General features: G+C 49.3%; 20 protein-coding genes and 1 tRNA gene. 13 read left to right on the top strand and 8 right to left on the bottom strand.

Annotation, left to right across the window (positions count from 1 at the left end):
* The first annotated feature begins 333 nt into the window (after positions 1-333).
* From hcp to PUQ60_RS09730, 3 genes are all read left to right on the top strand, one after another.
* Positions 334-1,974 (top strand): hydroxylamine reductase, encoded by a 1,641-nt coding sequence (gene hcp, locus PUQ60_RS09740; RefSeq protein WP_273379299.1) that lies wholly within the window; start codon positions 334-336, stop codon positions 1,972-1,974.
* 308 nt (positions 1,975-2,282) lie between these two features.
* Positions 2,283-2,768: a YbaK/EbsC family protein gene (locus PUQ60_RS09735; RefSeq protein ID WP_273379298.1), complete on the top strand. Its 486-nt coding sequence runs from the start codon at positions 2,283-2,285 to the stop codon at positions 2,766-2,768.
* Between the two features lie 26 nt (positions 2,769-2,794).
* Entirely contained in the window at positions 2,795-3,631 is an 837-nt protein-coding gene (locus tag PUQ60_RS09730) for a Tim44-like domain-containing protein (protein WP_273379297.1), read from the top strand.
* A 130-nt stretch (positions 3,632-3,761) separates the two neighbouring features.
* On the opposite strand, the gene PUQ60_RS09725 is transcribed toward PUQ60_RS09730, so the two are convergent.
* Together PUQ60_RS09725 and PUQ60_RS09720 are read right to left on the bottom strand one after the other, a co-directional pair.
* On the bottom strand, positions 3,762-4,715 hold the full coding sequence (locus PUQ60_RS09725) for an alpha/beta hydrolase (protein WP_273379295.1): 954 nt from the start codon (positions 4,713-4,715) through the stop codon (positions 3,762-3,764).
* Between the two features lie 71 nt (positions 4,716-4,786).
* Entirely contained in the window at positions 4,787-6,595 is a 1,809-nt protein-coding gene (locus PUQ60_RS09720; protein ID WP_273379293.1) for a phosphatidylglycerol lysyltransferase domain-containing protein, read from the bottom strand.
* 489 nt (positions 6,596-7,084) lie between these two features.
* Between PUQ60_RS09720 and PUQ60_RS09715 the strand changes: the two genes are divergently transcribed.
* On the top strand, positions 7,085-8,275 hold the full coding sequence (locus PUQ60_RS09715) for an iron-containing alcohol dehydrogenase (RefSeq protein ID WP_022359140.1): 1,191 nt from the start codon (positions 7,085-7,087) through the stop codon (positions 8,273-8,275).
* 191 nt (positions 8,276-8,466) lie between these two features.
* On the opposite strand, the gene PUQ60_RS09710 is transcribed toward PUQ60_RS09715, so the two are convergent.
* Positions 8,467-9,756, bottom strand: a complete 1,290-nt coding sequence (locus tag PUQ60_RS09710) for a RelA/SpoT domain-containing protein (protein WP_273379289.1) — start codon at positions 9,754-9,756, stop codon at positions 8,467-8,469.
* Between the two features lie 413 nt (positions 9,757-10,169).
* On the opposite strand from PUQ60_RS09710, the gene PUQ60_RS09705 reads away from it, so the two are divergent.
* On the top strand, positions 10,170-11,153 hold the full coding sequence (locus PUQ60_RS09705; protein WP_273379287.1) for a 3'-5' exonuclease: 984 nt from the start codon (positions 10,170-10,172) through the stop codon (positions 11,151-11,153).
* Between the two features lie 158 nt (positions 11,154-11,311).
* Here PUQ60_RS09705 and PUQ60_RS09700 read toward each other — a convergent pair whose 3' ends face one another.
* Positions 11,312-13,681, bottom strand: a complete 2,370-nt coding sequence (locus PUQ60_RS09700) for a TIGR01906 family membrane protein (RefSeq protein ID WP_273379284.1) — start codon at positions 13,679-13,681, stop codon at positions 11,312-11,314.
* A gap of 440 nt (positions 13,682-14,121) precedes the next feature.
* Here PUQ60_RS09700 and PUQ60_RS09695 point away from each other — a divergent pair, with 440 nt between their 5' ends.
* Complete coding sequence (locus PUQ60_RS09695; protein WP_273379282.1) at positions 14,122-14,784, top strand: HAD family phosphatase; 663 nt, start codon at positions 14,122-14,124, stop codon at positions 14,782-14,784.
* 140 nt (positions 14,785-14,924) lie between these two features.
* Here PUQ60_RS09695 and PUQ60_RS09690 read toward each other — a convergent pair whose 3' ends face one another.
* Positions 14,925-15,827, bottom strand: coding sequence for an SH3 domain-containing protein (locus tag PUQ60_RS09690; RefSeq protein WP_107000921.1), 903 nt, complete (start codon positions 15,825-15,827; stop codon positions 14,925-14,927).
* 576 nt (positions 15,828-16,403) lie between these two features.
* Between PUQ60_RS09690 and trmB the strand changes: the two genes are divergently transcribed.
* The 3 genes from trmB (at position 16,404) to trxA (ending at position 17,812) form a co-directional block, all read left to right on the top strand.
* The gene (gene trmB / locus PUQ60_RS09685; RefSeq protein WP_273379280.1) at positions 16,404-17,039 is read left to right on the top strand and encodes a tRNA (guanosine(46)-N7)-methyltransferase TrmB; all 636 of its coding nucleotides are present in this window, start codon (positions 16,404-16,406) and stop codon (positions 17,037-17,039) included.
* 250 nt (positions 17,040-17,289) lie between these two features.
* On the top strand, positions 17,290-17,433 hold the full coding sequence (locus PUQ60_RS09680; RefSeq protein ID WP_181357206.1) for a hypothetical protein: 144 nt from the start codon (positions 17,290-17,292) through the stop codon (positions 17,431-17,433).
* 61 nt (positions 17,434-17,494) lie between these two features.
* Complete coding sequence (gene trxA, locus PUQ60_RS09675; protein WP_022359131.1) at positions 17,495-17,812, top strand: thioredoxin; 318 nt, start codon at positions 17,495-17,497, stop codon at positions 17,810-17,812.
* A 261-nt stretch (positions 17,813-18,073) separates the two neighbouring features.
* Here the strand turns inward: trxA and PUQ60_RS09670 are convergent.
* Positions 18,074-18,146 (bottom strand) — tRNA-Lys (locus tag PUQ60_RS09670).
* Positions 18,147-18,881: 735 nt separating this feature from the next.
* On the opposite strand from PUQ60_RS09670, the gene nrdD reads away from it, so the two are divergent.
* The 3 genes from nrdD (at position 18,882) to PUQ60_RS09655 (ending at position 22,800) form a co-directional block, all read left to right on the top strand.
* On the top strand, positions 18,882-21,071 hold the full coding sequence (nrdD, locus tag PUQ60_RS09665) for an anaerobic ribonucleoside-triphosphate reductase (RefSeq protein ID WP_118651495.1): 2,190 nt from the start codon (positions 18,882-18,884) through the stop codon (positions 21,069-21,071).
* 47 nt (positions 21,072-21,118) lie between these two features.
* The gene (gene nrdG / locus PUQ60_RS09660; protein WP_118672473.1) at positions 21,119-21,616 is read left to right on the top strand and encodes an anaerobic ribonucleoside-triphosphate reductase activating protein; all 498 of its coding nucleotides are present in this window, start codon (positions 21,119-21,121) and stop codon (positions 21,614-21,616) included.
* Positions 21,617-21,825: 209 nt separating this feature from the next.
* The gene (locus PUQ60_RS09655; RefSeq protein WP_273379276.1) at positions 21,826-22,800 is read left to right on the top strand and encodes a hypothetical protein; all 975 of its coding nucleotides are present in this window, start codon (positions 21,826-21,828) and stop codon (positions 22,798-22,800) included.
* A 195-nt stretch (positions 22,801-22,995) separates the two neighbouring features.
* On the opposite strand, the gene PUQ60_RS09650 is transcribed toward PUQ60_RS09655, so the two are convergent.
* A complete protein-coding gene (locus tag PUQ60_RS09650; RefSeq protein ID WP_022359127.1) occupies positions 22,996-23,235 on the bottom strand; it encodes a helix-turn-helix transcriptional regulator in 240 nt (79 codons plus the stop codon).
* 215 nt (positions 23,236-23,450) lie between these two features.
* Positions 23,451-24,368 (bottom strand): AraC family transcriptional regulator, encoded by a 918-nt coding sequence (locus tag PUQ60_RS09645; protein WP_117796802.1) that lies wholly within the window; start codon positions 24,366-24,368, stop codon positions 23,451-23,453.
* Between the two features lie 449 nt (positions 24,369-24,817).
* Between PUQ60_RS09645 and PUQ60_RS09640 the strand changes: the two genes are divergently transcribed.
* Positions 24,818-24,999 (top strand): hypothetical protein (locus tag PUQ60_RS09640; protein ID WP_273482951.1); only part of this gene is annotated, 182 nt, incomplete at its 3' end.

The raw sequence follows: 24,999 nt of genomic DNA, 5'->3' as shown, positions 1-24,999 counted from the left end.
TAGTTATGAAGGAATCGAAATCCATGATATAGCCGATTGGTTGCTACAAGAATAAGCAGGGCGAAATATCTCCGTCATTACAAGTAAAATGATGGAGATATTTTTATTATGGCAGAGATTACAGAAAATTGTATCAGGCTGCAAAAATCCTTCCGGAACTTTTAAATCAGATGACAAATAGCACCACGGATGACGCTATTCTTGACGCTGATGGCTCTAATCATGGTGCTGATAATATGGAAGGCAGCTTCGTTATCTATCCCTATCAAGAATATAAATCACGCGAAATGCAGATTATATAAGACACGATAGATGCGATAGGAGGAGTGAACAATGGACCAGAAAATGTTTTGTTATCAATGTCAGGAAACGGCCGGATGCAAGGGCTGTACGGTGGTCGGTGTCTGCGGTAAGCAGCCGGATGTGGCGGCAATGCAGGATTTGCTTGTGTGGGTGACGAAAGGTATCAGCGCGGTGACGACACGGCTTCGCGAGGAGGGACGTGCGGTGGCAGATGAGGTCAACCATCTGGTTACCGAAAATCTGTTTACGACGATCACGAATGCCAATTTTGATAAGGTGGCGATTGAAAAAAGAATTGAAAAGACGCTGGAAATGAAGACGGCACTGTGGGAGCAGCTGGAACGTCGGGACAATCTGCCGGAGGCGGCTGGCTGGACAGGTGAACCGTCTGAATTTATAAAAAAAGCGTCGGAAGCGGGCGTTCTGATCGGGCAGAACGAGGATATTATTTCCCTTCGCAGCTTGATTACGTATGGCTTGAAAGGTTTGTCTGCCTATACCCGGCATGCGAACGTCCTGCTGCAGGAGGACCGGGAGGTGGATGCATTTTTACAGCGGGCGCTTGCGGCGACGCTGGATGACGGTCTGAGTGTGGATGATTTGATTCACCTGACGCTGGAAACTGGCGAATATGGTGTCCGGGGAATGGCGCTTTTGGATCGAGCAAACACCGAGACTTATGGAAATCCGGAGATTACTACGGTTGATATCGGTGTCGGAAGTAATCCGGGCATTCTTGTTTCAGGACATGATCTGCGCGATATGGAAATGCTTCTGGAGCAGACGCAGGGAACCGGCGTCGATGTATATACGCATTCGGAGATGCTTCCGGCGCAGTATTATCCGGCATTTAAGAAATATCCGAATTTTAAGGGTAATTACGGCAATGCATGGTGGCGTCAGAAAGAGGAATTTGAGATGTTCAATGGACCGATCCTGATGACGACGAACTGCATCGTGCCGCCGAAGGATAGCTACAAGGATCGCCTCTACACAACCGGTGCGGCGGGATATCCGGGCTGCACGTATATCAACGGTGGAATCGGAGGAAAGAAGGATTTTTCAGTGATCATCCAGCATGCGAAGCGCTGTGAGCCGCCGACCGGGATTGAGCAAGGGCAGATTGTCGGCGGCTTCGCCCATGCACAGGTGCTGGCGCTGGCAGATAAGGTAGTGGATGCGGTCAAATCGGGAAAAATCCGAAAGTTTGTCGTCATGGCGGGGTGTGATGGGCGTGCTAAGAGCCGCACTTACTACACCGATTTTGCAAAGGCGCTGCCGGAGGACACGGTAATTCTGACGGCTGGCTGTGCGAAATACCGCTACAATAAGCTGAATCTGGGCGATATTGAAGGAATTCCGCGTGTTCTGGATGCGGGGCAGTGCAATGATTCATATTCCCTGGCGGTCATTGCGATGAAGCTGCAGGAGATTTTTGGGCTGGATGACATCAACGACCTGCCGATTATTTACAACATTGCCTGGTATGAGCAGAAGGCGGTCATTGTTCTTCTGGCGCTTCTCTCACTCGGTATCAAGAATATCCATCTTGGACCGACGCTTCCGGCATTTTTAAGTCCGAACGTGGTAAATGTATTGGTGGAAAAGTTTGGAATCGCGGGAATTGACAGCGTGGAGAGCGATGTGGAATTATTTTTCGGGGAGAAGTGATAAATACAGGACGGAACTGGATAAGAGGGAATCGAACAAAGTCGGAATTTGGATCTGAAATCTGGAGATAGATTTGCAAAAAATCTGTGTTGGTTTTACAAAAAGCGGTCTGAACGATCTTGAAAATAGGAATTAATGAAATAGGGGGCGGTTCTCTGGCAAATGCAGGGAACCGTCTTTTTTCGTCTATAGAAATATTGATATGGAAAATGAAAGTGTGATATGATGGGAAAGATGAATGAGTTCTAAAATATAAAAGAAATTGATACGGCAGATCAATCGATAGAGGATACGGGAGGAAAACAACCATGTCACTGGAAAAAGCAGAAAGTTACTTAAAGAAAGCCGGATTTTTGGATCATGTTATTGAGTTAAAAGAGTCCACAGCGACGGTTGCGCTGGCAGCGGAGGCATTAGGCGTGGAGCCGGGGATGATTGCGAAAACGATGTCTTTTTTGCAGGGAGAACAGCCGGTATTGATTTTGACAGAAGGTACTGCGAAAGTGGATAACCGGAAATATAAAGATACGTTTCACGTGAAAGCAAAGATGATCCCGTTTGAGCAGGTGGAGGAGGTTACCGGTCATGCGCCGGGTGGGGTCTGCCCGTTTGGTATCAAGGATGGAATTGAAGTGTATCTGGATGAGAGCCTGAAGCGTTTTGAGACGGTTTATCCGGCAGCAGGAGACGACCACAGCGCGGTACGTCTCACGATCCCGGAGTTGGAAGAAGTGTCCGGAGCGAAAGGCTGGGTGGATGTCTGCAGGGAGCCGGAGGATCAGCAGCACGAGTAGGTGTGGGAGATTTTAGGAGAATTCATATGAGAGATGTGAAAGCAACGGGGAGAAGCAGGGGAGAAAATGAAAACGGCGGAATCAGGGTGGGTTCCAGATTGGGAAAGAAAGGTCACCTGTGCCGGAAAACGTTCGTCCGTCTGCTTTGCCTGACAGCAGCCATGATGGTTCTTGGATCTTTTACCGCCTTTGCCAGAGCGGGAGGTGCTTCCGGCGGCGGAGGCGGCGGAGGTGGCGGAGGTGGTTCTTCCCATCATCATACAAGCAGCAGCCGGGGACAAGGCGGACGGGCGGGTGCGTTTCAGGCGCTTTTGCTTACGGGAACCTTTGTGATTCTGGGAAGTGCCGGAACCATTACATACCTGCACCGGGCAAAAAAGAAACAGGCAGTAGCCCGTGAAAAATTGAAAGAATTTTCCATCGGAGAAGATCATTGGGATCGGAGTGAGATACAGGAGCGGGTGCGGGAATCATATTACCGGATTCAGGAATGCTGGCGGGATCGTGATCTGGAAAAAGGGTATCCTTACCTGAGCCAGAAGATGCAGCAGGAGTTTCAGACGAAATTTGAGTGGAGCAGGATGCGCCATGAGGTGTTTGTCATGGAAGGAATCCAGCTTCTGGATGCGATTTTGGTGGAAGCGGAGAATGAGGACGGCGACGACCGCGACTATATCTGGTATTTGATCCATGGAAAGATGATCGACTATGTGTATCACGAAGAAACAGGAGAACTTTTGAAGGGCTCCCGGAAAATGGAAGATTTCTTCGAATATTGGAGGTTTGTTCTGGAAGATGGAAACTGGGTGCTGGATGAGATCTGCCAGAAGGAAGAAGTGGATAATGGGCGGAAGTTGTGCTGAGAGGTGCTTTGAGTGCTCGAAACACCGCAGCTGCGGATGCTGTCCGGTAGAGATGCTTGAAGAGGAAAAGTATAGAACCTAAAAGTGAATGGAGCAAGGAAAGCGGAGCAGCAGGAAGAGTAAGGAGACTTTAGCTGCGGCGCAGAAATGCCAGAATTGCGCGCAGATAAGGCGTCGGTGTCCGGAATATGGAAGTATGCCGTCCCCCGGTCATTAAAAGAAGCCGACTGGTTGGAATCTGCCTTGCTAACCAGCGGGAGTGTGAGGGCTTAATGAGATCCCGGGTTCCGGCGATCAGCAGCACAGGAACGGAGATGGTTTGCAATTTCCGGGCACTTAAACGGGGCGAGTGAAGTAAAAGAGAAGTCAGATTTCGACGGCGGAGGACGCGGTGCGTCAGCCGGGTAAGAAAGTCAGGCTTCTTTTTTTGTTCTGCCGGAATCCGGGGGAAAATTGATCCGAAATGGCATTGCCTTTCTTTGTCGGCACAAACTGCGGATGTGGCGGAAACAGAGAAATTCTTCTGAAATGGCAGGGAAACTTTCGGGGTGGACAGTGCAGAGACCGCAGAGGACCCGGAGGATGCAGAGGCAGAAGAGAAGCTGCATTTTAAAACAGGCAGCAGGAGATTCCCCAGGAGATTTAAAATGCTGTGCAGCATTTGGGCGGCAAGGTGCAGCGGCGTGAGCAGCCCGTCCGGTGAGGCGTTGGCGCTGATACAGATGAGCGTTTTCAGCCGCTCCGGGTATTTGCATGCGATCTCCAGCCCGATATTGGCACCATCGCTGAATCCCAGCAGGTGGACGGAGGAAAGATGTAAGTGGTTAAGCAGGGCGATAACGTCGTCTGCCATATCCTCTGTAGAGAACCCGTGGAGCGCTGTGTGGACAGACAGCCGGGAACGTCCATGTCCCCGGCTGTCCATCAGAATTACCTGAAAATCGGGCAGAAACGTGCGCAGAAATGGATAAAAAACGGCAAGGGACTGGCTGTTTCCATGCAGGATAAGGAGCGGTGTGCCGCAACCGTACTGTTCATAGTAGATTTCTGCGCCGGAGGTGGTAAGATAACCGGAATGTTTCATCGTAAGAGTGCCTCTTTTCTGGTGAAAAAATGAAATTTATCAGGCTGCATCCAGCATGATAAAAGCTAAGTTTAGTCTGCCTTTTTATCTGCATCTGGCTGCTTTCTTGTGTCGGGCTGCTTCGTGCTGGAAGAAGCAGCCCAACTTACCTGGCGAGATGGTTTACTCTGATGTGTCGGGGAAGTCCTCTTGTTTCTCAGTCGCTGCGCCCATCCTTTTACCAGATCCTCCGCTGCCTCGCGGATCTGATGCGGATTCTGAATCGTCACAAGGGCATAAAACATGTCTGGTGTTGGAATCTTCGGCAGGTAAATATAATAGGAAGGAACCCATTCGGTCGGGCTGTATTTTTCCTTGGCACGGTAGAGGTCGCGGAATCCATAACAGTCATTCAGGTGGTCGTAAGCGAAGCAGAGCAGCTTTTCGACCGGATTAGGGCTGTCATTTTCCAAGCCAGCGAGCGGGGCAACACCGAGGCTGCCATACTCAATGCCCTCGTCTTTGAAAACCTGAAATGCGTCGTAAAGAATCGTCTCCATCACGCCGCTCGGTGCGCCGGTTCCATGGCGGGTGACGTCCGCCATGTAGCCTCTTTTGCCGAGAAATGGGACAAACACGATGAATGCCACGATTTTTCCGTCGGCGTCGGTGGCGTAGAAATATCGCTTGTCCATCGGATTTTCCAGCCCGACAGTTCCCATAACGAAAGTCAGCATCGAACTCTTTTTCTGTTGCAGCCATTCGTTCGTGATGCGGTTCAGATCTGCCTCAATCTGTGCATCCCGCTGTTTCAGCGGGCAGTATTCATGGACGACGACCCCGGCTTTCCGGGCGTGGTTGATGTTCATACGCATCTTGGCGCCTTTCTTGCCAGAGATTTCATAGTCCGCAAGGTGGAAACGGGCTTCCTCCCCGTTTTTGACCCATCCAAAGCCCTGCTTCTTATATTCTTCCAGAAAATGGTCAGTGACGCTGATAAAAAACAGGTTGTGAGCGCTGCGCTGGCAAAATTCTTTAAATTCTGCCAGGAGAACCGGAAAATCGCTGTCCGCGCAGATAGGATCGCCGTTGATAACGATGGTGCTGCCGACGACTCCGTAGGGGATGACGCCGTCCACCTTGTGACCGAAATATAGGAGCTTGTCATCCTCCAGCGTCAAATAGGCGCTGGGATTCTGGCTGTACAGGTTGACGAGGGTGCGGGCATGCATCAAATCCGAAGCATGGCTGACTGGATGCAGCAGCCATGGGCGGACCGCATACAGAATGGAGGCGAGGATGCAGCCCCAGCTGAACCAGAATGTAACCAGTTCGACTACATGTGTTTCACGTGAAACATTGCTCGGATTTCCCATGCCGAAAATCATGGCAGTACCCTGAATGAGACTATCCATCAGTGAGTCAAGTGAGGTTTCTCCTAGCGGTTTTACCGAAAAATGATAGCTGATACCGGCATTGACGATGATGCCTGCCAGTGCCAGCAGCAGAAACAGGAGAGAGCGTCCGAGGCTGCGCCGGTCAGACGGGCAGCAGAAGTCCTTCCGAAAACACAGGAGAAGCAGAAATAATACGGCTTCTGCCAGATGAAATGGAAGATACAAAGGCGAAGAAAGTGCTGTCAGCCCGCGTAAAAAGCTTAAAAACAGCAGGAGAACAGCAATGTTCCAGGCGGCGCGCTTCCGTTTCCAAAGCTGGAAGGTCAGGATGAAGAGCACGACAGAAAAGGCACGCTGTACCATGTGCCCCATTTCCAGAAGGATACCGACGCGGTTTGCCAGTCCCAGCCCTGGCAGGAAGCTGAGAATAAAAAGTACAAGGGAAAGAACGCCAAGTGCGCCGATCAAGGTGTTTTCCAGTTGGATTCGTGAGTTTTGTTTCATATTATAATGTCCTCCGTGTCAGTCTTGTACAGATATAATCTGTAAGGTGCTATGAAACGGGCATAAGCGCACAGGCGGCTTATGCTTGCCCTTGTTATAGTACGGAAAAACAGGGATGTCAAGATAAGATTTTGCATGGAAATAGGAGTGGAGAAATTCCGTTACTGTTTACGGGTAGGCACTTTTGGAACCGAAGGTGCCGTAAGAAAACATGGTGGCAGCAGGAATTCTTTATGATAGAGGCAAAGGCACAGGGGGATTATGCAGACAGAAAAGGAACGGTTCAAAATGGAGAAAAGAAGCAGTTTGTTGGATGATTGACAAGCGAAGAACGCAGTTTCTATGGAAATCAAAGTAATAAAATGTAAAATTTTTGAAAAATACACAAATATATCAAAAGTGAATAGTTAAAACAGTTGAAATCCACCAGAATGCGTGCTATAATCTGGGCATAGGGTGGTTAAAAAATTAACAGGAGGTAGTATCAATATGGCTAGATTTACATTACCGAGGGATCTCTATCATGGAGAAGGATCTTTAGCGGAACTGAAAAATCTGAAAGGCAAAAAGGCAGTCGTTGTCGTTGGCGGTGGTTCCATGAAACGCTTCGGTTTCCTTCAGAAAGTAGAAGATTATCTGAAAGAAGCTGGCATGGAAGTGGCTCTGTTTGAGGGAGTAGAGCCAGATCCGAGCGTTGAGACCGTTATGAAGGGCGCAAAGCTTATGCAGGAATTTGGTCCGGACTGGATTGTAGCGATCGGCGGTGGTTCTCCAATTGATGCAGCGAAAGCGATGTGGGCATTCTACGAGTATCCAGATACCAAGTTTGAGGATCTGATCACTCCGTTCAATTTCCCGACACTGCGTACAAAAGCAAAATTCTGCGCGATTCCGTCTACTTCTGGTACAGCAACTGAGGTTACGGCATTCAGCGTTATTACCGATTATCATAAGGGTATCAAATATCCGTTAGCAGATTTCAATATCACACCAGATGTAGCGATCGTGGATCCGGAGCTGGCTGAGACCATGCCGCAGAAGCTGACCGCAAACACCGGTATGGATGCGATGACCCATGCGATCGAGGCGTATGTATCCACACTTCATTGTGATTACACCGACCCGCTGGCACTTCACGCAATCAAGATGATTCATACCTATCTGGTTAAATCTTACAATGGCGACAAAGAAGCGAGAGCACGTATGCACAACGCACAATGCCTGGCAGGTATGGCATTCTCCAATGCACTGCTTGGTATCGTCCATTCCATGGCACACAAGACAGGTGCAGCTTACTCCGGCGGACATATCGTTCACGGTGCAGCGAATGCGATGTATCTTCCGAAGGTTATTAAATTTAACTCCAAGGAACCAGAGGCAGCTTCCCGTTATGCAGATATCGCGAAGTTCATCGGTTTACAGGGAGACAGCGACGAGGCTCTGGTTGACGCTCTGATCGCCGAGATCAAAGAGATGAACAAGCAGTTAAATATCGCTCCGAGCATTAAGCTTTATGAGGGCGGAATCATTGACGAGAAAGAATTCAATGACAAACTGGCAACCGTGGCAGAGCTGGCAGTTGGCGATGCATGTACCGGTTCCAACCCGCGTTCGATCAATCCGGAGCAGATGGCGAAACTTCTGACCTGCTGCTTCTATGATACAGAGGTTGATTTCTAATTTAAGAAGCTTCTGAATTTAGAATGCAAAATTAGAATGTAAAACATCGTGTTTCGATGTTGGAAGCGGTTCTGAAAAGAATCAAATATGTAAAAGAAAGAAGCCATCCGGCTAAAAACTGGATGGCTTTTATCGTTGTGTTTTTTTGTTATCTGGTGTTTTGCATTTTTGGTGATTGGCGCGTTTGTGTCCTATGTGTTTTCTGCGTGGCTGTTTTTCTCACCGTTTTCTCCGTCTGCCATTGCGTCATGCTGTCCGGTCAGCTGTGCCAGAAGTGCTTTCGCTTCCTCCGTATAGCGGAGAATCTGTGTCTGGTCCGGCAGCTCGATGTCGTGGATCAGGACATTCCGCAGCTTGCGGAGCTGGACAATCTGGTTGATCATTTCTTTGTCAAAGAGATCCATCCGCTTGAGTGTATTGATATTGAAGGCACCGCGGGAACGCGTCGAGGTGCGCCGTGCAGTTTTGTTGAGCAGGCGCTCTAATGGTACCCACTCCTCGAGGAACTGGTTGACTGCCTGCAGGGTTTCCGGTGAGGCGGTCTCCGGTTCCGTCCGCAGCTCCTGGTAGCACTGGTAGCGCTTTTCATTGCCGGAGATAATCTGATCGATGATCTGCTGGGAAATGGTGCGCCGATCCTTTTCAAATTTGACAGACCGCAGAATCGGGGTAATATCTTTGAGACCGGTGAGCTGTAAACGTTGCAAAAGCCGGTAGAGCAGGGCAATATTTCCCATTCGAAGCTCGATGTCCTCGGTTTTGAGATGGCTGCTCAGGAAATTATAGAGATAGGACGCCAGCTCGTACTGGCTTCCAAACGCGGCATTGCGGCTGCGGAGCCGCTCATTTCCGGCTGCCTGTAGGCGTTCCAGCGCGATCTCGCCGGCAAGGACCAGACCATTTAACTCATCTAAGATCGACAGCTCTTCCTCGGATAAAGTTCCCTGCATTGGCTTGTAAATCAGATCATGTTCAACCTCGGACCAGGCGTGCATGATCAGGGACGCCACCTGGATCTCGATGCGCGCCGATCCGTATTTTTTCTGTGATTCATTCAAAATTTCATCGCGCATCCGCGCGCGGTAATGGTTCGCCCAATAGCCGGAAAACCGTTTGTGGTAAGTCGGGGGTTTCGACTGTTCCGGGAACTGTTTAAATTCCAGGATGTTGAAAAGCTCCGAGATGATCGCATCTACCTTGCCGCGGTCACCGGGGAAATACAGGGAGACGCGTACACCGGACAGATCGGCAATGTCGTCGTAGATTTCCTCGAGTGTCTGGTATGGTTCTTCACGTCTGGAATTGCGCCGCTGCACTTTTGTGCGGAGTCTGGCGGGATTCTTGGCGCGAGAGGTCACGATCGCCCGGATACCGGCATTTTGCAGGGCGAGCTGGAGTTTCTCTGCCGCGAGCCGTCCGGCTGCGTCGTAGAATGTCCATTTCATCTTGTATGTATCGATAAATTGTTGTATTAAATCCATAAGCAGCCCCTCCCAAGGTGCATAATAAAGCTTAGAAGAAAGCATTCTGATAAAAGAAATGCTTCTTCTTTCTATCATGAAGTATAGCAAAGATGGAAGCACTCTGCCAGTGGTTCTATGTAAAAAATATGTTACTGTACACGCATACGTGTCCAGTAACGGAATTTGCCGTGGCTTCGCATTTAAATACGGCAAATTCCTGCTGCCACCACGTTTTCTTACGGCACTTTCGGTTCCAAAAGTGCCTACCCGTGTATAGTAACAAAAATATTACTGTCCCCGCATGTGTGCCCGGTAACCTAATATGGACTTATACACAGATTTGTGGTAAAGTTATGGACAGTGACAACGTGAAGAAAGAAAAGTAAGAGGTAACGCGTAGAAAACGGAACCGTTACAAAGAGACGAGAATTATGGGACAGTTTATAGTATTGGATCTGGAATGGAACCAGAGTCCGGCGGGCAAGGAAGGCTCGATGAACCGGCTTCCATTTGAGATTATTGAGATAGGCGCGGTAAAATTAAATAAAAATCTTCAAATCATTTCGGAATTTCGCCGTCTGATCCGCCCGCGGGTGTACCGGCAGATGCATTATAAGATATCAGAAGTGACGCATATGTCGATCGAGCAGCTTGACACAGAAGGCGAGGATTTTGTGCGTGCGATGACCGAATTTTTAGAATGGTGCGGGGATGATTACCGGTTCTGTACGTGGGGCTCGATGGATCTGACCGAATTGCAGCGGAATATGGTATATCACGGGATGGAGCTGCAGTTTCCATCGCCGCTTCTCTATTATGATTTGCAGAAAATCTATGCCCTGATCCACGGCACCAAGCAAAAGGAGTCGTTAGATACCGTGGTAGAGGAATTGCACCTCACGGAAGACCGCCCGTTCCACCGGGCGCTGGATGATGCGTACTACACGGGGCGTGTCATGAGTGAGATGGACTTTTACAGCATGATGGAGTACGTTTCAGTGGATTATTACCAGCCGCCGCTGACGGAGGAGGAAGAGATCTACCTGGAATTTCCAGAATATGCGAAATTTGTGTCGCGTGAGCATGATACGAAGGAAGAGATTTTGGAGGAACGGCGTGTGGCGGAGATGGTTTGTTACAAATGCCGCCGTACCTTGCGGAAAAAGATCCGCTGGTTTTCCTCAAACCAGAAATTTTACTTCTGTCTGGCGGTCTGCCCGGAGCACGGTTATATGAAGGGAAAGATCCGGATGAAGAAGTCGGAGGACGGATCGTTCTTTGCTGTTAAGACGACGAAGCTGGTCGGTGAAGAGGGAGCGGCCTACGTGGAGCAGAAGAAGGAGGAAACGAAGAAGAAGCGCGCGGAACGCAACAAGGCGAAGAAGTCTGGAAAGGCGGCAGAAACAGCCGAGTAGAGTGAAGGTGGCCGAGCGGATGGAGCGTATGAAATAGGAATTAGAGAAAAGAAAAAATTCATAGAAAAGAGTTACTGGATATGGAAATGTTTCTCCTGCCTGTTTAGAGTAAGGTAAAAGAAGAGAATTTCCACATCTGGTAACTCTTTTTGTGTCAGTTATGGGATTTTATGCGATCGTTTCTTCCTTTTTTTAGCCAGCGCCGTTCGGCGGTCCTGCATCATCAGGTCGAAATCTGCTTCGGACATTCCGCTGTCGCGCAGACGTTCCGCGCGCCGTCTGCGGCGTTCTGCGAGGGCGTCCTCCTCCTGGCGGCGCTGCATCTGGAGAAAACGGATGCCGGCGGTGACCGCGCCGATCACGACAAGAATGGCGGTCAGTGCGGCGATGAATGCCGGTGGAACGCGGACGGAAATATGAAACAGCTGTCCAAAGGATTTACCGGTGGAACTATTTTCCTGATTAGCAGCCGATTCGGGCGGATTGGAGAGCGGCAAGGCCTCCGAGGAGCCGTCTGAAAGGGCAGTGTCGGAGCTGTCCTGCGCGGCAGCTGTTGCCGTCTGGGATACAAGCTTTTCGGGAATATCTGCCGCTGTCTGGCTGCTGTCGGTGAGGGTCAGATATGCCTGGCCAACCTTGTGTTCGCCGAGCGAATAAGTGACACAGGCGATCGTGCCGTCCGGTGCGCCAGCCGGGATCTCATAGTCGAAGGAGGTCGTTGTCTCCGAGAAATCCGCTGTTTTTGGAAGTACCACGCGGCTATCTGGGTCGATGGACAGGGATTCGCCCCCGGCGGTAGATACATCTGCAATTTTCAAATCTTTTCCGATATTTGAAAAAGTTTGATCATAATCTGCAATTTTGACCGACTGGAAATTGTTAAATCCAAAGTCGAGCAGCCGGCTGGTATCCTCATACTGCGTGTTGTTGCTGTGCAGGATGACGGTAATCAGTGTCGTATCGCCCTGTCTGGCACCATTGACCAGTGTGTTGAGGGCGATGGAGGTATAACCGGTTTTGCCGCCGAGGACGTCCGGACGGTAGTACTGCGGCCAGTTCTTTTTGACCAGCTTATTGCCCGGGGAGATGCCCTGTCCCTCGGGATTTTTCTGGTTCGGCGGCAGTTTATAGTAGGTTGTCTCGACGATCTTGGCAAACGTAGGATTTTCAAATGCCGCCCGCGTGATGAGCGCCATGTCGTAGGCGCTGACATAGTGTTCCTCGTTATTCAGACCGCTCGGATTTGCAAAATGCGAATCCTGGCACCCAAGCTCGGCGGCTTTTTCATTCATCAAAACAGCAAATGCATCAGCGGAGCCAGCAACGTGCTCGGCGAGGGCGTTGGCAGCCTCATTGGCTGATTTTAAAAGCAGGGCGTAGAGGCAGTCCTTGACGCTGGCAGTATCGCCTGTATCGTATCCGGCGCTGCTGCTGTTGGACTCCACGTTGTAGACCGCGCTCTCGGAAAAGGTGACCGTCTCATCGAGGGAACAGTGCTCCAGAACGATGAGGGAGGTCAGAACCTTCGTGATACTGGCGGGAGAGTAGGTTTCATGGATGTTTTTTCCATATAAAACGACTCCGGTGTTGGCGTCCATGACGATCCCGGCATCGGAGGCAATCGAAATGTCCGACGGCCATTCAGTGGAGGCAAGCGCCTGCATCGGGGCGGCGAGCAGGGACAGAAAAAGTGTACCAATTAAAAACAAGGACAACTTGCTGCCTGTGCTGCCAGCTGTTTTCGTCTTCAAATCCGGAGCAGCCGGGTGGCTGGAACTACCTGGAGAGCTGCCGCCTCCGGAATTTCCGGAATTTTCTGCCCCTGATTTGCCCCTGCGGTGTTCCCGCAGGATACATGCAAGGCAGAGAAAAAACAGGGCGCCGGTCATCAGGCAGAAGGTGATGCCGATCCGGGCGGCGGTGTCCATGAAAAATGGTTCCGGCACGATGTTGATCAGAAGATCGGTCCGCGGATCGAGCTGCCAGAGATCGTTGGTAAAGAAGATTTTGTGGAAAATAATAAAATATTTCGTAAAATCAGTGGAAATGATCCCGGCAAGCAGGGCGGTCACGCCCAGAAATAAAACCGTCCCGGCGCAGAGCATCCGTGGCAGCAGATGTTTTAACGGAAGCTTTAAAAGTGCCAGCAGTGCAACCGATGCCGCTGCCAGAAACAGGCAGAGGCGGCGCAGCGCCAGTCCTCCGAGAAAGAGGTTGCGGACATCCGCCATGTGCGCCTTCTCCCTGGCGTTGAAAAATTCGCGCGGCGTCCCGTCTACGACGGTGTCAATGTTCAGATCGTCGCGGCTGCCGCGCAGATACGCCATCATCTCGTCCGTCACGTAAAGCAGGTCGTCCATCTCCATATGGACATCATCGGCAACCTGGTAGCGGGTATATTCATTTTCATAATAATGCGGCGTCCAGTAGGCGACGGCTTCCACCGAGGTGATCAGAAACACGATCATCAGACTGAAAGCACAGATAAGCCCCAGAAGCCAGCTTAAATATGTTTTTTTCTGTGTCATATAAAACCTTTCGCGGCTGTCAGGTTGTGGTACAGCTGCAGCCTTTCATTTTATGTGATAAATTTGTAAAGAGGTCGTTTGTTCTATTTTCCTTGAAACGGCTCTGTATGTTAAAGTTTCCGCTTCGCTATCCAGTATAACAGTTTCGGGGAAGCATGAAAAGGCGCGGAATGGAAAAATATGTGAAATTTTTGTTACTGTTTACGGGTAGGCACTTTTGGAACCGAAAGTGCCGTAAGAAAACATGGTGGCAGCAGGAATTTGCCGTATTTAAATGCGAAGCCACGGTAAATTCCGTTACTGGGCACGATGCGTGAACAGTAATAAATTTTTCGAAAGAATGGCGGGAGGGTGGAATAGGGGCTTGCCAGCTGGCGGGGGATTCCTGTATACTGGGGGGAGATGTTATAATCTGGAGCAGAAAGAGAGAGGATACGAATATGATAAAGGCAGTCATCTTTGATATGGATGGGGTCATCATTGACAGTGAAGGAATTTATCTGAATTATCTGTATGAATATGCAAAAACGAAAAATCCGGAGGTGACTCTGGAGAGTCTGCACGGGACGGTGGGGACGACGAAGCAGGACTGCTGGATGGTTGTGGAGAAGGCGATCCACAATGGTCAGACCTGGCAGGAGCTGCATGACGAGTATCTGGGGCGCTGGACGGACATTTTTAATTCGATTGATTATCTCTCGATCTTCCGCCCGGAGATTCTGGATGTGATGGATCGCCTGAAAGCAAAGGGCTTCCGGCTGGCGGTCGCATCCGCGACGAATATTGAGCAGGTGGAGCGCATTTTAAAGGAAAATGGCGTGGCGTCCCGTCTGGAGCGGATGATCAGTGCGAGTACGTTCAAGCGCAGCAAGCCGGATCCGGCGGTTTACCTCTATACGGCGGAGCAGATGGGCCTGCAGCCGGAGGAGTGCCTTGTGATTGAGGATTCGACGGTCGGCATCACGGCGGGGCACTGCGCGGGAATGACAGTGGCGGCGCTCATCGATAACCGTTTTTCCTTTGACCGGAGTCTGGCGGACTATGAGTTAAATTCGCTGGAGGAGATTGTGCCGCTGGCGGAGAAAATTCGGGATTTGAAGTAAAATTTGAGTTGAGTAAATTCAGGGATTCATTGCGGAAAGTATAATTGCGAAAGTGATGAACCATTGTACAAAGAAAATGAAAAGGAACCATGTATGTCAGGGAGAAGAATCACTGCATGTATGGTTCCTTTTTTGGCTGATTACTGCGAAACCTGCCGGATAAAGTCTCTGGAAACGTAGGCTTCCTGTCCGTTGTAGCTGATTACCGCCCATTTTTCGTCGTAATCACGGAGATATTCCACATCGGTATCTGGTGCTAGAACACCAATCCTGTCGGTGTCGGTGGATGGTTCCGGACGGACATTGACTGTGTCGGTGGTCCGGTAAACGGTCGATTCTGCGGCAACGGTCTCTGCCTCGGTTTCTGGAGCCAGCGATTCGGTGCTGACGGCTGCAGTAGAATCCGGTTTGGCATCCGTCGCAGGGCGTATCATCTTGATGATCAAAAGCAGCAGGATGATAATAATAATCAGAAGCACTGGTTTAATAATGCTTCGAAATTCAAAAGACGGACCGCCTGCATAGGCGCGCGGACGGCGTCCCTCGGAGCTGCCGGAACGTGTGCCGGCAGGTTTTCCGTTTCCAGAGCTGGCAGAGGAATGTCGGCTGTTCCCGCGAAGGCGGGAAGAAGCGGGGGTTGGAGCTGCACTTCGGGAAGCCCGGGTGGATTTTTTTGTGTCATTGTAGTCATTTGCGAAGGTGTAGACCTCCTGCGACAGAAGGTGATGCGCCTGATTGGCGTTGTAGGCGCTGTTGTCTCCCTCATGGATCGCCTTGTTGCCGATCGTGCGGATCTTGTGGTAATGTTCGCAGGTGGTCTTGCTGATTTTTCCGGCGCTGTAGAGGGCGTCGATCATCTCCAGAAGACCGGTTTCCAGAATGCCATACCGCTCGCAGAGGCATTTGACCATGTATTCAAGGGTCTGGCGGGCTTTCACCATCGCCAGGTTATAATTCTTCTGTCCGATCAGGCGCTCGGTCTCGCGGACCCCGCCGTGGATCTGTTCCCAGGTGCTCTGACCTGTGTTAGCTGTTGTTCCCATAGGCATATCCTCCTGTGTATATGATGCAGGTCCGAAACCGGTGTGCCGGCGGCTGTTCCCGGACGGATACTGACTTTTGAATGTCCGGCGAACGGGTGAAAAGACGGCAGTCATTTCGTGACCGTATGTTTGGTTTTGTTCTAAAATTATTATAATATAATCGCTTGAATTATTCATCTATAAAATGATAAAAATTGGAAAAGTTATGAAATTCGTAAGAAAAGGACACAAAGTCGGACGGATTAGAAAGGACGGCATGGAGGAGAGTGGAGGCTGTTTATGGGCAGGCATTTTTGGAACCGAAAGTGCCGCAAGAAAACGTGGGGGCAGCAGGAATTTGCTGTATTTAAATGCGAAGCCACGGCAAATTCCGTTACTGGGCACGTATGCGTGAACAGTAACACGGGGATCGTAAAATGGTGCGAAAATAGAGCACCTTTGCTTGCGAAATGGGGGCTTCAATGGTAAGATAAGGATAGATCCGGCGGGTAAGCCGGGGCGTCTCAACGGAATGATACGGTACGGAAGAAAGTCCATCCGGGACGGCGCAGATTGTAGACAGCAGGAGGAACGAAGATGAGATTACGCCATATACCGGGCGCAGAGCAGATGATAGAAGAAACCCCGCATGTGGTTCATGGGGCGAAGGAGAAGAAGGGAACCTGGCAGCAGATTTTTGGAAATGACCATCCGATCCGTATCGAGGTGGGTATGGGTAAAGGTCAGTTTATTTTGGAGCAGGCGTCCCGCAACCCGGATGTGAATTTTGTGGGTATTGAGAAATATTCGACGGTTCTTTTAAAGGCGATCCGCAAGAGAGAACAGATGGAACTGTCCAATATCTATTTCTTATGTGAGGATGCCAGAGAACTGGCAGAGATTTTTGGACCGGGGGAAGTAGAGCGGATTTATTTGAATTTTTCGGATCCGTGGCCGAAGGACCGCCATGCGAGACGGAGACTGACCTCGCCGCCATTTATGGCAGTGTACGATCAGATTCTCCAGAAGAATGGAAGAGTCGAGTTCAAGACGGACAACCAGGATTTATTTTCCTATTCCCTGGAAGCCATCCCGGAGGCGGGCTGGCGCATCACAGAATATACCCGTGACCTGCACCACAGCGAGATGGCAGAGGGCAACGTCATGACCGAGTACGAGGCAAAGTTCTCGGCGCAGGGCAAGCCGATCTGCAAGCTGGTGGCAGTGCGGTAGGAAAATCGTTACTGGGCACGGGTAGGCACTTTTGGAACCGAAAGTGCCGTAAGAAAACGTGGTGGTAGCAGGAATTTGTCGTATTTAACGGTTATCTGAGCTGGCAGAGCCGGAATAAAGAAAATAAAAGCTGCATATATTTACTATAATATAAAGAAGGATGGCTGGATGCGCGGCGGTGCTTTTTGTGAGAAACCTGGACTCACATGAATGGTAACGAGGCGCGCAGAGCGTTTGCCAGAAGTCAGGAATGGATATTAAAAAGCAGCTTACACGAAAACTTATTCAGGCGACCAGCGATAAGGTGGAACTGAATAAACAGGCGTTAAAATGGAAAAAATCGATGGAAGAGGCAGCAAAGGCACTGGGAGGCGGTAAAAAGAAGCCGTCGTAAAGAGAAACAGGGCACTTCTGTTGACTGCCTGTATGGATAGAACGAAAGGAGGAAATGAGTGATGGAGATGAAGTTTACGACCGCGAATTTTGAGGAGGAGGTACTGAAATCGGAGATTCCGGTATTGGTTGATTTTTATGCAGACTGGTGCGGTCCGTGCCAGATGATGGCGCCGGTGATCGGGCAGCTGGCGGGTGAGTATGAGGGAAGAGTGAAGATCGGAAAGCTGAATGTCGATGAGAACCCGGATATTGCAGTCCAGTATAAGGTTATGTCGATCCCGACGATGATTATTTTCCGGAATGGGGAAGTGTTCAGCAAGGAAGTCGGCGCTAGTTCAAAGAAGGAAGTGGAGAAGGCGATTGGGCGGGCGCTGTAAAAGCTGCGTCTTTGGAGTCCGGCGTGGGGCAGTTTGAAAAGAGTCGCATCTTTGAAATCCGGCGTGCGGCAGCTCGAAAAAGCTGGCGCTTTTCCTCGCTGTCGGGCATTCGCCCTATAAAGAAAAAAAGAGATAACGGATGCTGCTTATGTGCAAGCACAACGCGTCATCCGCCATCTCTTTTTTTCTTTGCACGCCTCATTGCTAACGCACAAAGTGCCTGCCCCACAGCTCTCGGTCTGCGAAACAAGCACTTGATAGTGCGCCTTCAGGGACTCGAACCCTGGACAAATAGATTAAGAGTCTACTGCTCTACCAACTGAGCTAAAGGCGCTTATTTTGTTTTCTTGCGGATGCCTCATCCGTAAGACATGTGTTATTCTACTCCATCCAGAATAAAATGTCAACAGTTTTTTAAATATTTTTAAAAATATTTTAAAAAGCATTATTTTCGGTATTTTTAAAACAGATAAGGGCATGGGCGAAGGAGACTCAGAGGGTATATGGGATGTAGCCATGGGAGAAATGACGAGGTGGGTTTTGCACATGGGACGGTGGATAAGTCTGGAAAGAACGTCGTGGAAAGGGGATCACAGATTTGGGTGTTTGTAAAGGGAGAAAATGATTTTTGTGCAAAATTCTGATTCGAAAAAATATAGGGGAATCCTCTTCCATTTTTAATCTAATTGGTGTATGCTTAAATACGTCACGACGAACACACTATATATTGTGTTATGAAAGAAAACGAGTTCAATATTTTGTGTGTAATTCTAAAAATTACCTAAATACAAATCAAAAATAAAGCCAATCGTAAGACAAGTCGGAACGGAAAAGAATCCTGTCAGTGAAGGCATCCGGACATGAAAAATAGCCTGTCAGAAGAAGGCGCTGCTCTCATGAATGAGGAAATGAGAGTAAGCTGGGGGACGGGAAATGGATACAGATGGATGTTCGATGTATGCCATAAAAGTAGAAAGAGAAATCACAGAAACAGGAACCGGCGAGTCAATTTATAGATTATAGAAGACAAGTCATAAAACGGGCTTAAGGGTAAGGAGAGGGAACAGGGATGGAAGACACAGTAACAACCAATGTAATCAAACGAAATGGAGAAGAAGTACATTTTGACCGGGCGAAGATCGTAAATGCGATCACGAAAGCGAACGGCAATGTGGAGCGTATTCACCAGATGAACCCGTACCAGATTGAAGCGATTGCAGATACGATCGCCGAGCAGGTGCAGGAGACGCCGCACGCGGTGAATGTGGAAGACATCCAGGATATGGTAGAGACCAGCATTATGGAGATGCGTGGTTATGAGGTTGCACAGAAATATGTGCGCTACCGCTACCGCAGGGAGTTAAAACGCAAGTCCAACACGACCGATAACGGCATCCTGGCACTTTTGGACCATATTAATGAAGAAGTGAATCAGGAAAACTCCAACAAGAATCCGGTCATCAACTCGACCCAGCGTGACTACATGGCGGGCGAGGTCAGCAAGGACTTATCCAAGCGTGTGCTGCTGCCGGAGGAGATCGTCCGCGCGCATGAGGAAGGCATCATCCATTTCCATGATACCGACTATTTTGCACAGAAGGAGCACAACTGCGACCTGATCAATCTGGAGGATATGCTGCAGAATGGCACTGTGATCAGTGAGACGATGATCGAGAAGCCGCACAGTTTCTTTACGGCCTGCAACGTGACCACCCAGATCGTGGCGCAGGTAGCCAGCAACCAGTATGGCGGACAGTCCTTTACTCTGGCGCATCTGGCACCGTTTGTGGACATCAGCCGTCAGAAGCTGCGCAAGAACGTGATTGCAGAGCGCACCGAGTGCGGCGAGGCACTGGATGAGGATATCATCAACCGCGTGACCGAACGCCGTCTGCGCGAGGAGGTTAAGAGCGGCATCCAGACGATCCAGTACCAGCTTATCACCCTGATGACCTGTAACGGACAGGCTCCGTTTGTCACGGTATTTATGTATCTGGACGAGGTCCCGGAGGGACGGACCAGAGATGACCTTGCGATGATCATCGAGGAAGTGATGCTGCAGAGAATGCAGGGCGTCAAGAATGAAAAGGGCGTCTGGATCACACCGGCGTTCCCGAAACTTATCTATGTGCTGGATGAGGACAATATTACGGAAGGTTCGAAATATTGGCACCTGACTGAGCTGGCAGCGAAATGTACCGCGAAACGGATGGTTCCGGACTACATTTCCGCTAAGATTATGAAAGAATTAAAGAAGGGCGAGGTTTACCCGTGCATGGGCTGCCGTTCTTTCCTGACGGTAGAGGATTCCCAGATGCTGCCGAACGGCAGGCATAAATTCTATGGACGTTTCAACCAGGGTGTTGTCACGATTAACCTGGTCGATGTGGCTTGTTCTTCGGAGGGAGATATGGACCGTTTCTGGCAGATTCTCGATGAGAGACTGGAACTGTGCCATCGTGCGCTCCGCTGCCGTCATGAGAGACTGCTCGGCACGATCTCCGATGTGGCGCCGATTCTGTGGCAGAATGGTGCGCTTGCCCGCCTGAAAAAGGGTGAGACGATCGACAAACTCCTGTACAACGGCTATTCTACGATTTCTCTGGGATATGCAGGTCTGTATGAGATGTGTATGCGGATGTTAGGAAAATCCCACACCGATCCGGAGGCGAAGCCATTTGCACTGAAAGTTATGCAGCGTCTGAATGATAAATGCAAAGAGTGGAGAGAAGCGGAGAACATCAGCTATTCTGTATACGGCACGCCGATGGAGTCTACGACTTATAAATTTGCAAAATGCCTGCAGAAGCGCTTCGGTATCATTCCGGGCGTTACGGATAAGAACTATATCACGAACAGCTACCATGTACACGTATCCGAGAAGATTGACGCGTTCAGTAAGCTGAAATTTGAGGCAGAGTTCCAGAAGCTTTCCCCGGGCGGTGCGATCAGCTACATCGAGGTGCCGAATATGCAGACTAATATTCCGGCAGTTCTCTCTGTGATGCAGTTTATCTACAATAATATTATGTATGCGGAGCTGAACACCAAGAGTGATTTCTGTGAGAAGTGTGGCTATGACGGCGAGATCAAGATTGTTGAGGATGAGGCTGGCAAGCTGGTGTGGGAGTGCCCGAACTGCGGCAACCGCGACCAGAACAAGCTCTTTGTCGCACGCCGTACCTGCGGCTACATCGGAACTCAGTTCTGGAATCAGGGACGTACCCAGGAGATCCGCGATCGGGTGCTGCATCTGTAGGATGTGGTGAAAGCCTCCGAGAGTACATTGGTCTAGGGGAGGAAGATATGTATTACGGAACCATCAAAAAGCATGATATTGCCAACGGTCCTGGCGTGCGCGTCAGCTTGTTTGTGTCGGGCTGTCGCCATCACTGCAAGGGCTGTTTCAATGCGGAGACGTGGGATTTCCGATATGGACAGTTATATACAGAAGAGACGGAGAAAGAGATTTTAGCGGCATTGGAGCCGGGATATATACAGGGCTTTACGCTGCTCGGCGGAGAACCGTTTGAGCCGGAAAACCAGGTGGAGCTGGTACATTTACTTCAGAAGGTGCGCGAGACGTATCCGGAGAAGGATATCTGGTGCTACAGCGGCTATCTCTGGGATCGGGATCTGGCAGCCGGCGGCGTGGTCCATACAGAGGTGACAGACGAGATGCTGTCCTATGTGGATGTGCTGGTGGACGGAGAGTTCGTGGAAGCAGAGAAGGATCTGACCCTGCAGTTTCGCGGAAGCCGGAACCAGAGGATTCTGGAGCTTAAGAGAATAGGAAGAAAATAATAAGAATGAGATAAAAAGCTGCTGCAGATCGGAAAAAAACTTTCTGATCTGCGGCAGCTTTTTGCATTACAAGGGAGATACAGCAAGCATATACGTGCCTTTGTAATCCGGGGCAGGCTATCATAAGTGGATATTTTCTTCAAGGGGCATAAATAACCCACCTAAGCATCCGCATTTGTGGTAAGATGGACTTAATAGGGGGTATAGCTATGGAGTCTGGAATTCTGATGATTGTGATAGTGGTTATTGGTGTCTTTTATCCGGTATATACAGCCTGGATTTCTCTGGTGGCGGCACCGGTGTATCTAAAGATAGGTTTCCTGTTTGCGATGGCAGGAGCACTTCTCGTCATGAGAATCCTGCGGAAAGAAAAGCAGATAAAATGGATAGTTCTGATCGGCATTCTGGGGGCATATGCCTGGAGTCTGTATAGTTGGTATGACGAAGAGTGCCATTACCAGTATGCGAGAAGCGTGCATGGAGATTCGGGCAATGCTTTGATGCTGTTTGTTGGCACCTTTACATGTCTGATACCGTTGTTTTTGCTGGATGCCGAACTGACCTGGTGGATGGAGTCCCGGAAGAAAAAGAAAGAAGAGAGTCCTGAATCTGAGAAGGAAACAGAGAAAAAAGAAAACCGTCTGGCAGCAGGAATGAAAAACTGGTTTGGAAAGCATCGCCAGGCTCTCTGTACGCTGCTTATCTGTGCGATGGGCTGTGGACTTCTCGTGGTTCTGCTATATCCGTATAAGTGCTGGGAAGAAGGATGTTACAATCTGGCCTTTGATGGCATATACTGTGAACAGCACAGGGCAGAGAAGATAGAAGAAAGTAAACGGGAAGAAGAGGAACGTAAAAAAAGAGAACGGGCTGAGCTGATAGAATTACAGAAGAAAAAAGAAGAAGAGGAATCAAGAAGCTACGAGGAATATCTTAAGCGGATAGAAGAGGATCCCTTGTGGGAACTGAAACAACGGAGCCGTAAAAACACACCTGTGCAGAGGGGAATACCACCGGTGCAAAAGAATCTCCAGAATCCCTATGCGGCTTATGATGCAGGATATGATGATGTTATGGAAGGCGATGATTATGACTGGGATCGCTATCGCCGGGATTCAGAATATGCCGATGGTGTAGATGATGCCCTGGATGAGCGGGAAGAGTATGGACGGGATGACTGGTAAGGTATCTTGCTGGTGGACACCTTATATATAATATTCGGATAGGTTAAGCGGTACTGTCTTTTCAGAGGCGGTACCGCTTCTGTTTTTAAAAATAGGATCACCAAAAAGAGCTGTCACAAAAGCCGGTGCAAAGCGTCGGTTGACAGCTCTTTTTTTGCGTGCGATCCGCACATGAAATCACTTGTTTCCGAATGTTTAATACATTCCATCGTAAGGATCTTCTTCCTCATGAACTTCAAATAGATCGCCGGGCGTACAGTCCAGTGCGGAGCAGATGCGGGCGATGGTGCTGAAGCGGATGGATTCAGTTTCATTGTCCAGAATCCGGCTGGCATTTTTATAGCCAAGCCCGGTCATGGCGATAAAACGGTATTTCGTCAGACGTTTTTCAGCCAGAAGTTTATGAATGCGAAGTTTAATCGTGACAGTTTTCAATTCGGAATTTCCTCCTTTGTATACACACAGTGTTACATTAAATATAAAGGATTTTCAATGTGCGGATAACTGACTTAAACAATAGCTGATGTAGAGGAACTGATAGATACATTAAAAAACTGTTCACTGGTTTGTGTATAAAAAAGAACTGCCACGCTCATGACAGTTCTTACGAAAACAAATAGATAGTAAAAAACACCAGCTGTGAATCGCCTCTAAGGCGCCTCACTCCCCCCATTCTCTTCTGCGTAAAACATCCGGTACTGCGCCGGGGTGATGCCGATCTCCTGCTTAAATACGCGGATAAAATAGGATGGGATCCGCAGTCCTACCATCTCACCGACTGATTGGATCGTGGCGTCGGAGTGGAGGAGAAGCTGGGAGGCGTGTTCGATGCGTAGTTTTTTCAGGTACTGCATCGGGCTGGCGCCGTATGCCTGGTGGAAGCTGCGGATTAAGTGGGACGGGCTGTAGGAATACTGGCGCGCCAGATCGTTTAAGGAGATCTCCTCCGTGTAGTGGGCATCCAGATAGTCGCGCAGCGTCCGGGCGATGCTTTCCTTCTCGCGGCTGTAGCAGTACGGCGCATAGAGAACCTGGAGAAATTCAATGAAATCATTCTGGAGCTCAAACGGCGTCCGCACGGAGGACGGAAAGCTCTTTTTCTGTGTGTATTTGCTGAAAGAAACCAGGTTCATCCGCTGCAGATACTTTTCCAGCTTCTCCCGGTTGGCTTCCGGCACGGTGCCGGTGCGCGGCAGGGAGAGAATGAAATTCTGCGGCGAATAGTAAAATTTCGGCGCGGCGCGCCGGGTTACGTTGTCCGGGTAAAATTCATCGGACAGGCTGTATTTGCCGTTGGTATAGAAATGCACCCAGCTCGTCGTGGTCTTTTCCTGGCAGACGCGGCTGCCGCGGTGCGGGGTGTCGGGGGTAATGATAAAAAACTGCCCGGCATTCAGTTCAACGCGGAACGGATCCTGTTCGAGATACAAAGTTCCGCTGTGAACATAGATAAGATCAAAGACATTTCGGATCGTCCGGCGCTCATGGATATCGCCGGGGCGGTAAACACATCCGCCTCCGACGATAAAATAAGGAAGGGGCGGACAGTTTAAATTAATAAAATTCATGATGTATGTACTCCCGTTTAAATAAAAACAGCCACGTAACAGGAATCCTGTCTGAACCGCAGAGAAGCAAACGAAAAACAGGACAACTTTGTCAGGTTGTTAAACAAATTTAAAATATCAATTTTATTATATCAAATAGAGAGAAAAACAGCAAGAATCTGTTTAGAAAATCCCTTATCTTTGCAGAAATAAAACACTCTACTTGGGAAAATAAGAGGGGATGAATGAAAAATAAAGAAAAATCAGAGAAAAAGAAAGAATGAAATCAGGCTGATTTTGTTCTATAAAAATACGCGTATTCTTTTCTATAATATGCAAAATGTGTTAGATCGCTTTTCCGCTATTTGAATGGTATACTTATAAGAAAACATACAAAAAAAGAAGTCTTTTTCAGATTATTGATAGGCGCTTACGGATAAGTGAATAATAAATCAGGAGGTTTTCTGTGAATGATAAAAAAGGAGACAAGTTTCATTGATTTGAAACAGGTAAAAATAGACGACCCGTTCTTTTCGCGGGTACAGAATGTGGTAATTCACACGATGCTTCCGTATCAGGAACGGGTGCTTCACGATGAGGTGTCCGGAATCCGAAAGAGCCATGTGATTAAAAACTTCCGCATTGCAGCGGG

Origin of the sequence: Clostridium sp. AF02-29 (genome assembly GCF_934835585.1) — a bacterium.
Lineage (GTDB): Bacteria > Bacillota > Clostridia > Lachnospirales > Lachnospiraceae > Otoolea > Otoolea fessa.
This window is presented reverse-complemented; position numbering and strand designations above follow the sequence as displayed.

Excerpts from the sequence above, each read along its gene's own strand:
- PUQ60_RS09735 (WP_273379298.1), top strand. The coding sequence starts at position 2,283 with ATGTCACTGGAAAAAGCAGAAAGTTACTTAAAGAAAGCCGGATTTTTG.
- PUQ60_RS09725 (WP_273379295.1), bottom strand. The coding sequence starts at position 4,715 with ATGAAACATTCCGGTTATCTTACCACCTCCGGCGCAGAAATCTACTAT.
- PUQ60_RS09700 (WP_273379284.1), bottom strand. The coding sequence starts at position 13,681 with ATGACACAGAAAAAAACATATTTAAGCTGGCTTCTGGGGCTTATCTGT.
- PUQ60_RS09690 (WP_107000921.1), bottom strand. The coding sequence starts at position 15,827 with ATGGGAACAACAGCTAACACAGGTCAGAGCACCTGGGAACAGATCCAC.
- PUQ60_RS09715 (WP_022359140.1), top strand. The coding sequence starts at position 7,085 with ATGGCTAGATTTACATTACCGAGGGATCTCTATCATGGAGAAGGATCT.
- trxA (WP_022359131.1), top strand. The coding sequence starts at position 17,495 with ATGGAGATGAAGTTTACGACCGCGAATTTTGAGGAGGAGGTACTGAAA.
- PUQ60_RS09680 (WP_181357206.1), top strand. The coding sequence starts at position 17,290 with ATGGATATTAAAAAGCAGCTTACACGAAAACTTATTCAGGCGACCAGC.
- PUQ60_RS09645 (WP_117796802.1), bottom strand. The coding sequence starts at position 24,368 with ATGAATTTTATTAATTTAAACTGTCCGCCCCTTCCTTATTTTATCGTC.
- PUQ60_RS09720 (WP_273379293.1), bottom strand. The coding sequence starts at position 6,595 with ATGAAACAAAACTCACGAATCCAACTGGAAAACACCTTGATCGGCGCA.
- PUQ60_RS09730 (WP_273379297.1), top strand. The coding sequence starts at position 2,795 with ATGAGAGATGTGAAAGCAACGGGGAGAAGCAGGGGAGAAAATGAAAAC.
- hcp (WP_273379299.1), top strand. The coding sequence starts at position 334 with ATGGACCAGAAAATGTTTTGTTATCAATGTCAGGAAACGGCCGGATGC.
- PUQ60_RS09695 (WP_273379282.1), top strand. The coding sequence starts at position 14,122 with ATGATAAAGGCAGTCATCTTTGATATGGATGGGGTCATCATTGACAGT.
- trmB (WP_273379280.1), top strand. The coding sequence starts at position 16,404 with ATGAGATTACGCCATATACCGGGCGCAGAGCAGATGATAGAAGAAACC.
- PUQ60_RS09655 (WP_273379276.1), top strand. The coding sequence starts at position 21,826 with ATGGAGTCTGGAATTCTGATGATTGTGATAGTGGTTATTGGTGTCTTT.
- PUQ60_RS09710 (WP_273379289.1), bottom strand. The coding sequence starts at position 9,756 with ATGGATTTAATACAACAATTTATCGATACATACAAGATGAAATGGACA.
- nrdD (WP_118651495.1), top strand. The coding sequence starts at position 18,882 with ATGGAAGACACAGTAACAACCAATGTAATCAAACGAAATGGAGAAGAA.
- nrdG (WP_118672473.1), top strand. The coding sequence starts at position 21,119 with ATGTATTACGGAACCATCAAAAAGCATGATATTGCCAACGGTCCTGGC.
- PUQ60_RS09705 (WP_273379287.1), top strand. The coding sequence starts at position 10,170 with ATGGGACAGTTTATAGTATTGGATCTGGAATGGAACCAGAGTCCGGCG.